An 8,766-nucleotide genomic window follows, 5' to 3' on the forward strand; every position below is an offset into this window, starting at 1 on the left:
TCTGCGCCCGCTCCGCGGACGACAACCTCTGCCCCGGCATGACCCCTCATCCTGACGAGAATCCACCCCGTTGCAACAACCACTTGAGCCCAAGCCGCTCTGACCGCCCGGTTTCCTTGATCCCGAGTCGATCAAAGCGGCTGCCATAGCAAATCGCGCTGACGGATGCGCGTTTTCCACAGGCCGGGCGGTTGTCCACAGGCGTCGGCCGTGGGTCGGCCGAGGCGGCGGGAACTGCCTAACCTCCCGTACACGGGTGCCACTGCGGCGCTCGGGGACGGGAGGCAACAGAGGCGATGGTCGATCCGTATTCCGCGCGGGCGTTGCGGCCGCTGCGCCAGCTCACTCTGCCCGGCGGGGGCACCCTGCTCCGGGCCGGGCTGGTCGCCGCGCTGCTCGGCCTGGCCGCCGCGGTCCTGCACACCCCAACCGGATGCCCGCCGGCCGCCGTGCCCTCCGATGCCCCCGCCGACGCGCCCTCGGTGGCAGGCCGAACCCCGCAACCACAGACTCCACCGCCGTCAGCAGGGGCCGGAATCGGAGAGGGCTGACCCGCCCGCCGGAGGGCACGACCACGATGGGACAGGTTCCGTTACGAAGCCGTCCTGCCCGTTCATCAGCACGGTCGGCCGACCGGCCGAGGTCGAGGTGGGTCTGGCCGCGCCTCCGGGGGTTCAGTCCCAGTGCGGGGGGCGTTCGGCGAGCAGCCAGTCGTCGTTGCCGCCCGACCGCTCGCCCCAACCACGGTCGGTGTCGTCAGTGGTCTGCTCGGGCAGCACCACGAAGTCTTCGCTCAGGTCGACGGCGCGGTCATCGTCTCCACGTGCGCCGTGCGTGCCAGGGTCCTCGGTGCTCACGAGCGGCAAGACTAGCGCAGCCGACGGCGGTGGAACGGGCCATCGGCTCTGGGCACGCCGGCCAGAGCCAGCCGCACCGCCGACCGTGGGCACGCCGGCCAGAAGCGACCGGGCCGCCGGTGGCGTTGGTAGCGTCGGACGGCGTGACGACCCCCAGCGGTGGCAGCACCCCGGACGACTACTGGCGACGGCCCGACACCGGTGACGACGCGGTGACGGATCAACCTCCCGCCGCGCCCGCGACCACACCGCCGACCTGGCCCACCAACCCACCGACAAGCGGGCCCAGCAACCCACCACCAGCCGGGCCCACCAACCCACCGCCTAACGAGCAGGCCGGCCCGGCGTCGACGGGGCGTCCTCCCAGCGGAAACGCCGGCCCGCCGCCGGCCGGGCCAACCGGGCCAGCGCCGACAGGAAGCACTCCCAGCGGGAACGCCGGCCCGCCGCCGGTTGGGCCGACCGGGCCAGCGCCGACGGGGCGTACTGCCAGCGGGTACTCCGGCCCGCCGCCGAGCGTGCCGCCGCCGGCGGGTTGGCGTCCACCCGTACACCTGCAGCCGGCGCCGCCGCGAGAGCTGCCACCGCAGGACATGGCCGACATGGACGCGGCCGAGCAGCGCTCGCAGCGGGTCACCTACGGCTTCGGCGCCGCTGCCGGCGTGGTGCTGCTGGTACTTCTCTGTCTGCTCTGCTCGCGAGTGATCTTCTGAAGCCCACTTCGGGCAGCAGCTCAGAGGGTGGTGCCCCAAACCGTCTCGGCACCGGAATGGCCGGTCAGGTAGACGTAGACCAGGGCGGCAATGGAGAGCCCCACGGCCGCTACCGCCAGCACCGGGGTGACCAGCGCGGGCAGCTGCGGCACCCGGGGGTGCCCGCTTGTCGCCACGAGCAGCAGGATGGCCACGATCCCGAGCGGCACCACGACGCGTAACAGGATGTCGCCGTAGCGGGAGTGCTCGAAGATCTGGTCGAGGATCGGCCCCTGGAAGCCCCGGGCCACCAGCGCGTCGGTGAGTGCCTCACCCGACTTGACCGCGACGTAGGCGGTCACCGGCGCGGCCACGGCGAGGAGGCCCAGGGCCCAGTCCAGCCGGTGCCGCCACCGCGGTAGCCCCACGTACGCGATGGCCAGCACCGCCAGCAGCGGCACGAACACGACGACAGCGTGGATTACCAGGACGTGCACCGGTAGACCCAGGATCTCCTCGAACATCGAACCCTCCAGGTGGATCATGGTCAGGGGTGGTCAGCCTATGGTCCGCCGATCGTCCGCAGGCTCTCGACCGGTCACACGCGCGGCGCGTCGATCGGGTTCATCCTGTGGGCCGTGCTCCCGATCTTGCCTGGCTGTGTCGGTGGCCACCCGGAGCGGGCGACGGTTGTCGATGCGGGTCGGGCGTGTTGTCATTGGCCAATGTCCGGTGCCGAGGAGCTGCTGCGGTCGAGGGGCCTGCGCGTCACGCGCCCCCGCCTCGCGGTGCTCGACGTGCTGGCCGACGGCGGCCACCTGGAGGTCGACGAGATCACCCGGCGGGTGCGCGGACGCCTCGACTCGGTCTCCACCCAGGCCGTCTACGACGTGCTGGGCGCGCTGTCCCGGGCCGGGCTGTCACGCCGGATCGAGCCGGCGGGCAGTCCCGCCCGCTATGAGGCGCGGGTGGGCGACAACCACCACCACGTGGTCTGCCGGGGCTGCGGCGAGATCGCCGACATCGACTGCGCGGTGGGCAGCGCACCGTGTCTTGAGCCGAACAGCGCGCACGGGTTCGAGGTGGACGAGGCCGAAGTGACCTTCTGGGGCCTCTGCCCGGGCTGCCGGGCCCGCCGCTCCGCCGACGTCTGATCAGCCGGCACCGGCAGCACGTGACCGGCGAGGTCGGCCCGACCGTGGCACTCTTGAACGGTGGACTCCGATGACCTCGGCCTCTTCGGTCCGGGTTCGGTCACGTGGAAGGTGCACGAGGAGCCGATCCTGATCGTCGCCGGCCTGCGCTCGCTCTACCTCCAGGCGTTGCACCCCCGGGCCATGGCCGGGGTCGCGCAGAACAGCAACTACCGCACCGATGCCTGGGGCCGACTGGTCCGCACCGCGACCTATGTGGCAACCACCGTCTACGGGACCACCGCCGAGGCGCAGGCCGCCGGGGCCCGGCTGCGCCGACTGCACGACCGGCTGCGGGCCACCGACACGTTCACCGGTGAGCAGTTCCGGATCGACGAACCGGACCTGCTGCGCTGGGTGCACGTGACCGAGGTCGAGTCGTTCCTGAGCACTGCCCGACGCGCCGGGCTGCCGCTGAGCGACGACGAGGTGGACGGCTACTACACCGAGCAGCGCCGCGCGGCCGCCCTTGTCGGCCTGGACCCGGCCACCGTCCCGGGGACCGCCGCCGAGGTCGCGGACTACTACGAGACCGTACGGCCACAGTTGCGGATGACCCGGGAGGCCGCCGAGACGGCGGTGTTCCTGACCGCCCCGCCGCTGCCGTGGAAGCTCAGCCTGCCGGTCCGGTTGGGGCTCACTCTGGGCCCGCCACGCTGGGCGTACCTGGGGATCGCCAGCACCGCGTTCGCGCTGCTGCCGACGTGGGCACACCGGATGTACGGAGGTCTCGGTCTGCCGACCACAGCGCTGTCGGCGGACCTGACCGTGCGCGCGCTGCGGCTCGCGCTCGCCGCCGTCCCCCGCCGCTACCTGGAGGGGCCGTTGATACAGGCAGCCAAGGAGCGGGCAGCGCGGCACGCCGCCGCCCCGCTGGCCGGCTGACCGACCCTCTGCACTGGCGATCAGCCGTCGGCCGGCCGGTCCATGGCCGCCCACGGCTCTTTGCCCGGGACTTGGGCACCCGTCGGGCAGTGCCGCCGAAAGTCGCACCAGCCACAGCGCGGGCCTGGCGCCACCGGGAAAGCCTCGTCCGCGTCGGCGCCGTCGGCGACTGCCCGCTCGGCGGCCATGATGTCGCGGGCTGTCTCTTCCGCGCGGGCCAGTTGTCGGGCCAGCGACTCGACGGTGTGGTCGTGGCCGGCGACCGTGCCGGTCGGCAGGTGGTGCAGCTCCACCCGGCGGCACGGCCGACGGAACACCCGCTCGGCGGCGTACGCGTAGAGCGCCAGCGCCTGCGAGCCCCGGGCGTCGTCAGCGTCCAGCCCGGTGCGGCCGGTCTTGTAGTCGACGATGACCAGCTCCGGCCCCTCCGGGCCGGACCGCGAGTCGATCCGGTCGGTACGACCGTTGAACGCCAGCACGGCTGTCTTGACCGCCACCACCCGCTCCACGCCGAGCGGGTCGGAATCCGGCTCCAGCGTCTCGACGTACGCCTCAAGCCATCCCAACGCCCGCCGGTAGGCGGCCCGCTCCTGCTCATCGTCGCGGTAGCCCTCGCGGACCCAGGTGCCCTTGAGCAGCGTGGCCAGCGCCTCGGGACGCCGTCGGTCGGCGGGCAGCGCATACCAGTTCTTCAGGGCGGTGTGCACGCTGGCGCCGAGCGAGTTGTGCGCCCACGGCGGGCCCTTGGGCGGGGTGGGCCGGTCGACGTAGGAGTAGCGGTAGCGACGCGGGCAGTCCGCGTACGCGCCGAGCTTGCTCGGGGTGCAGACGAACAGCCGCTCCGGCATGCCCTCGAAGCCGAGCTGCTCGGCGTCGCCAGCGCGCTGCCGCGGGGCCCGGCCGCCGGCGGCGGGCCGCCCCGCTGATGAGGATCGTCGCACTCCTGAGATCCTGCCATCCCCCTGCGACATCGGGCGCGTGCCGTCAGGCCATGTTCACGTACTGCGTGACGAACGCGGCCACCGCGTCGGCGATGAGCTGCACGGCGATCGCGGCCAGCAGCAGGCCGGCGATCCGGGTCAGCACCTCGATCCCGCCCGGCCGGAGGATCTTCACGATGCCGCCGGAGAAGCGCAGGACGATCCAGACGGCGACCATCACGGCAAGGATCGCCACGGCGATGGCGCTGAACTCTCCCAGCCCGTCAGCCTGCTGGACGAAGAGCATGGTGGCCACGATGGCGCCCGGGCCGGCCAGCAACGGCGTGCCCAGCGGCACCAGCGCGATGTTGGAGGTGACCTGCTGGCTCGGGTCGTCGGCCTTACCGGTCAGCAACTCCAAAGCGACGAGCACGAGCAGCAGCCCACCGGCCGCCTGCAACGCCGGCAGGTCCACGTGCAGGTAGTCGAGCAGAGTCTGCCCCGCCACCGCGAAGATCACGATGACGCCTAGCGCCAGTGCGACGGCCTGCCAGGCTGCTCGGTTACGGTCGCGGGCGGGCAGCGGGCCGGTCAGCGCCAGGAAGATCGGCATCATGCCCGGCGGGTCGGTGATCACCAGCAGGGTCACGAAAACCTCGCCGAACAGCTTCAGATCCACGTGATCAACCTAGCCGCGCCGCGATGGGCGAAATACCCGGATCAGCCCGAAGCGACCTCGGTCACCCCTTCGGCGACGATCCGCTCGTACGCCTCGGCGCTGGTGCTGAACGCTCCGAGCTGAACGGTCTTGTGGGTGCCGTGAAAATCTGAGGAGCCGGTGACGAGCAGACCCAGCTCGGCAGCGAGCGCCCGTACGTGCTCCCGCTCGTCCGGGCTGTGGTCCTCATGGTCGGCTTCGAGCCCGGCGAGCCCGGCGGCGGCCAGCTCGGCGATCAGCTCGTCGGGCACCACCCGGCCGCGTCGGGTGGCTCGCGGGTGGGCGAAGACCGGCACGCCTCCGGCCGCCCGGACCAGTCGAACGGCCCGGAACACGTCGATGTCCTCCTTCGGCAGCCGGTACCGCTCGCCCAGCCAGTCCGGGCCGAACGCCTCCCGGACGCTGCCGACCAGGCCGGCGCCGATGAGTGCCTGCGCGATGTGCGGGCGTCCCACTGTGCCGCCACCCGCACCGGCCAGGATGTCCGGCCAGTTCACGTCGATGCCGTCGGCCCGCAGGAGGCCGACCATCCGTTCGCCGCGCTCTTCCCGGGCGGCTCGGACCCGCGCCAGCTCGGCCACCAGCTCCGGGTGGTCCGGATCGAACAGGTACGCGAGCAGGTGCAGCGGCACCGCCGGCTGCGCACCGGACCAGCGACACGACAACTCCGCACCCCGGATCAGGCGCAGACCTGGCGGCAGCGCGCCCACCGCCGGCGCCCAGCCGGCCGTGGTGTCGTGGTCGGTGATCGCCAGTACGTCCAGCCCGGCGTCGGAGGCCGCGCCGACCAGCTCGGCCGGGGTCAGCGTGCCGTCGCTGGCCGTCGAGTGGGCGTGCAGGTCGATCCGGGGGGCGGGGCCGGTACGCGAGGTCACCGCCCGACGTTACCGAGGAAACGGTGAGCCCGGCTCACATGGGTCACCCGGGGTCAGAAGTCCTTCACCAGGATCGGCCGCTCTCCGGCTGGCACGCCGGGCACCGCAGCGGGGCTGGCGGGCTTTCCCGCCCGCACCTGGCCGACGTCGACCCGGACCAGCTCGCCGGTGCCGTCGAGGTAGGAGGCCTGGGTCTCGTCGCTCCACACGATCGCCCCGGTCATCGGCGGCCCGGCCACAGCGGCTGTCGTGACCGGCCCGAGCCGCTGAAGGTCGACAAGCACCGACCGACCGGCAGTGCCGCTCCCCTCGTTGACCAGCAGCCACCGCCCGTCCGGCGAAACCCCGCCGACGCCGTCCCGGCTCAGGTCTCGACCGCAGCCGGTGCGTACCGGGTCCAGGCGACGTGTCGGGGTGAGGATGGCGAGGCAGGTCCGGTCCGGATCGGTAGTGGTGACCTGGCCGACGAGCCGCCCATCGGGCAGTCGCCCGTAGACGTTGAGGCTCTCCCGGTCGAGGGTGTCGGGCAACGGCCCCGCACCGGGCCGCCAGAGAGTGTGACCAGCGCTGGCCCTGTCGAGTCGGACCAGCACGCTGTCACCGACGAACCTGACGGGCTCCGCCGCCGCCGGCACCGGGGTGCGCACCGACCCGATGAGTTGGGTGCCGACCACGCCCGCCATCAGGAGATCGTCTCCGTCGCGCCAGGCGACCTGGTGGCTGTCCGGGGCCAGGACGATCGCGCCGGCACCGGCCAGCAGCACCTGCACCAGGCCGTCGTCCTGCACCACCCACAGGGAACGTCCTGCGGTGCTCGGCGCGCCGACCACCAGCCAACCGCCGCCGCTGGGCAGCGGCTGGACGCGTTCGGCCGGCCCGACGTCGGGTAGCACCAGCCGCCGCCCGTCGGCGCTGACCAGCGTCTCGCTGACGACGAGAGAGGTCGACGTCGTGGGCGAGGGGGCGGGGCCGGGAATGCTGGCCGTCGGGAGCGGTCGGTTGGTCGGGTCCGGGTCGCCGATCACGACGATGGGTGAGCCGTCCCGCCTGGTCTCGGCACCGAGCTGGGCCATGCCGGCGCTGAGCAGCACAGTGGTGACCGCCGCGAGGGCGAGGCCGGCGGCGGTGCGTCGACGTCGGATCCGGTTCGCGCGACGGATCGCCTGGCCGGCCGGATCGACGCTCAGTGGGCGGGCAAGGGCGACCTGGTGCGAGAGTGTCTCCCGCACCGCACCTTCCATCTCGTCAGGCCGCACCTGGTATGAACGCTGCGGGCCGTCCGTCAGGTTGTCGTGCCGGCCCTGAAACTGACTCACTGCTGGTCCCCGGAGCCCGTGCCGACGGGCACGGCCGCCGGGGCGGTGGGCAGGACGACCTGCGGGGTGATCCCACGCGGCACGGCGGGGCGCGGAGCGGTCGGGCGGGGCACAGGTCGGCCAGGCACCCGTCCGGGACGGGGTGAGGCAGCGGCACCGGCGGCCGGGACTCGCCCGGTCCGGGAACCCGAGCCCGTCGTGTGGCCGGGGGCACCGGTCGCGGCCCCTGGACCGGCGGCAGCGGCAGACCTGCCGGCGATGCCGGCGGCGGCTGCCAGTTCCGGTGCGTCCGCGCCCAGTCGCCGACGCAGCGTGGCGAGCGCCCGGGACGACTGGCTCTTCACGGTGCCCGGTGAAATGTCCAGCATCGCGGCGGTCTGCGCCTCCGACATGTCCTCGTAGTAGCGCAGCACCAGCACTGCCCGCTGCCTGTTGGGCAACTCCCGGAGATGCCGCCAGAGCAGGTCACGGTCAAGTTGCTGCTCGATTTCGTCGACACCGGCCCGCTCGGGCAGCACCTCGGTCGGGCGTTCGCCGTGCCAGCGTCGCCGCCACCAACTGGTCGACGTGTTGACCATCACACGCCGGGCGTACGGCTCGACCGCCTCGATTCCGCCGAGCCGCTTCCACGCGAGGTAGGTCTTTGTCAGCGCCGTCTGGAGCAGATCCTCGGCCGTGGCCCAGTCGCCGGTGAGCAGATAAGCGGTGCGTAGGAGCGCGGCGGAGCGGGCCGCGACGAACTCGCGGAACTGCTCCTCCAACGAGTCCTTGCTCGCCACCGCCCACCTCCACACCCCTGCCGTCTTGGCAGAGTGCCACGTCAGGGGCGCTCTGGTCCATGACGAAAGGTGCGCACTTGCTCCGATGTTCGGTCGAAAACCTTCACGCCCCGTCGTCGGCCTTGGCCTCGTCGGCCTCCTTGCCGAGCCGCGCCTCGACGGCCTGAGGCTCGTACATCTCCTCGACGACGCGCAGGTAGAGCTCGTTCGGATTGGGCAGGTTCTTGATCTCGCGAAGCGCCTGCTCCTGGCCGGCAGACTCCAGCACGAAGGTGCCGTAGTTGAGCGCTCGACCGGTCGGGGTCTGCTCGTACTTCATGTCGGTGACCCGGACCAGCGGCATCATCGCCACCTTGCGGGTGACGATGCCGTTGACCACCATGACCCGCTTGTTGGTCAGGATGAACCGGTCATACCACCAGTCGGCGACCTTCCACGCCACCCAGCCCATCACCGCGAACCACAGCAGCACGGCGATGGTGGTCAACGCGCCGACGTCCTGCCCGGCGAGGAAGCCGGAGAGGTAGCCGA

12 protein-coding genes are annotated in these 8,766 nt (G+C 72.2%); 3 read left to right on the forward strand and 9 right to left on the reverse strand.

The annotated features are described in order from the left end of the window. Positions 1–296 precede the first annotated feature (296 nt). Positions 297–551 (forward strand): hypothetical protein, encoded by a 255-nt coding sequence (locus AB0C20_RS33075; RefSeq protein WP_357569475.1) that lies wholly within the window; start codon positions 297–299, stop codon positions 549–551. A 123-nt stretch (positions 552–674) separates the two neighbouring features. Here the strand turns inward: AB0C20_RS33075 and AB0C20_RS33080 are convergent, their stop codons facing one another. The 3 genes from AB0C20_RS33080 to AB0C20_RS33090 all read right to left on the reverse strand — a co-directional run bounded on the left by AB0C20_RS33080 (position 675) and on the right by AB0C20_RS33090 (position 2,073). Then, positions 675–857 (reverse strand): hypothetical protein, encoded by a 183-nt coding sequence (locus tag AB0C20_RS33080; protein WP_210781845.1) that lies wholly within the window; start codon positions 855–857, stop codon positions 675–677. 324 nt (positions 858–1,181) lie between these two features. Further along, entirely contained in the window at positions 1,182–1,403 is a 222-nt protein-coding gene (locus tag AB0C20_RS33085; protein WP_357190954.1) for a hypothetical protein, read from the reverse strand. A 187-nt stretch (positions 1,404–1,590) separates the two neighbouring features. Continuing rightward, positions 1,591–2,073, reverse strand: coding sequence for a DUF2231 domain-containing protein (locus tag AB0C20_RS33090; protein ID WP_238683853.1), 483 nt, complete (start codon positions 2,071–2,073; stop codon positions 1,591–1,593). A gap of 201 nt (positions 2,074–2,274) precedes the next feature. Here AB0C20_RS33090 and AB0C20_RS33095 point away from each other — a divergent pair, with 201 nt between their 5' ends. Beyond that, positions 2,275–2,703: a Fur family transcriptional regulator gene (locus AB0C20_RS33095; protein WP_357190952.1), complete on the forward strand. Its 429-nt coding sequence runs from the start codon at positions 2,275–2,277 to the stop codon at positions 2,701–2,703. Positions 2,704–2,763: 60 nt separating this feature from the next. Then, on the forward strand, positions 2,764–3,627 hold the full coding sequence (locus tag AB0C20_RS33100) for an oxygenase MpaB family protein (RefSeq protein ID WP_357569476.1): 864 nt from the start codon (positions 2,764–2,766) through the stop codon (positions 3,625–3,627). A 20-nt stretch (positions 3,628–3,647) separates the two neighbouring features. On the opposite strand, the gene AB0C20_RS33105 is transcribed toward AB0C20_RS33100, so the two are convergent. The 6 genes from AB0C20_RS33105 to AB0C20_RS33130 all read right to left on the reverse strand — a co-directional run. Beyond that, positions 3,648–4,568, reverse strand: coding sequence for a PD-(D/E)XK nuclease family protein (locus tag AB0C20_RS33105; protein ID WP_357569478.1), 921 nt, complete (start codon positions 4,566–4,568; stop codon positions 3,648–3,650). A 43-nt stretch (positions 4,569–4,611) separates the two neighbouring features. Further along, positions 4,612–5,226 (reverse strand): MarC family protein, encoded by a 615-nt coding sequence (locus AB0C20_RS33110; RefSeq protein WP_091394729.1) that lies wholly within the window; start codon positions 5,224–5,226, stop codon positions 4,612–4,614. A 41-nt stretch (positions 5,227–5,267) separates the two neighbouring features. Continuing rightward, the gene (locus tag AB0C20_RS33115; RefSeq protein ID WP_357190946.1) at positions 5,268–6,140 is read right to left on the reverse strand and encodes a PHP domain-containing protein; all 873 of its coding nucleotides are present in this window, start codon (positions 6,138–6,140) and stop codon (positions 5,268–5,270) included. Positions 6,141–6,193: 53 nt separating this feature from the next. Continuing rightward, entirely contained in the window at positions 6,194–7,456 is a 1,263-nt protein-coding gene (locus tag AB0C20_RS33120) for a hypothetical protein (RefSeq protein ID WP_357190944.1), read from the reverse strand. After that, on the reverse strand, positions 7,453–8,235 hold the full coding sequence (locus AB0C20_RS33125; RefSeq protein ID WP_357190942.1) for a SigE family RNA polymerase sigma factor: 783 nt from the start codon (positions 8,233–8,235) through the stop codon (positions 7,453–7,455). Before AB0C20_RS33125 ends, AB0C20_RS33120 begins: the two co-directional genes overlap by 4 nt. 103 nt (positions 8,236–8,338) lie before the next feature. After that, the coding region (locus AB0C20_RS33130) for a PH domain-containing protein (protein WP_357569479.1) at positions 8,339–8,766 on the reverse strand (428 nt) is incomplete at its 5' end.

The organism is Micromonospora sp. NPDC048843, assembly GCF_040649965.1.
In the GTDB taxonomy this organism is placed as follows: domain Bacteria; phylum Actinomycetota; class Actinomycetes; order Mycobacteriales; family Micromonosporaceae; genus Micromonospora; species Micromonospora hortensis.

Bases quoted from the DNA above. Each gene is read 5' to 3' on its own strand.
- AB0C20_RS33075 (WP_357569475.1), top strand. From the start codon at position 297: ATGGTCGATCCGTATTCCGCGCGGGCGTTGCGGCCGCTGCGCCAGCTC.
- AB0C20_RS33090 (WP_238683853.1), bottom strand. From the start codon at position 2,073: ATGTTCGAGGAGATCCTGGGTCTACCGGTGCACGTCCTGGTAATCCAC.
- AB0C20_RS33095 (WP_357190952.1), top strand. From the start codon at position 2,275: ATGTCCGGTGCCGAGGAGCTGCTGCGGTCGAGGGGCCTGCGCGTCACG.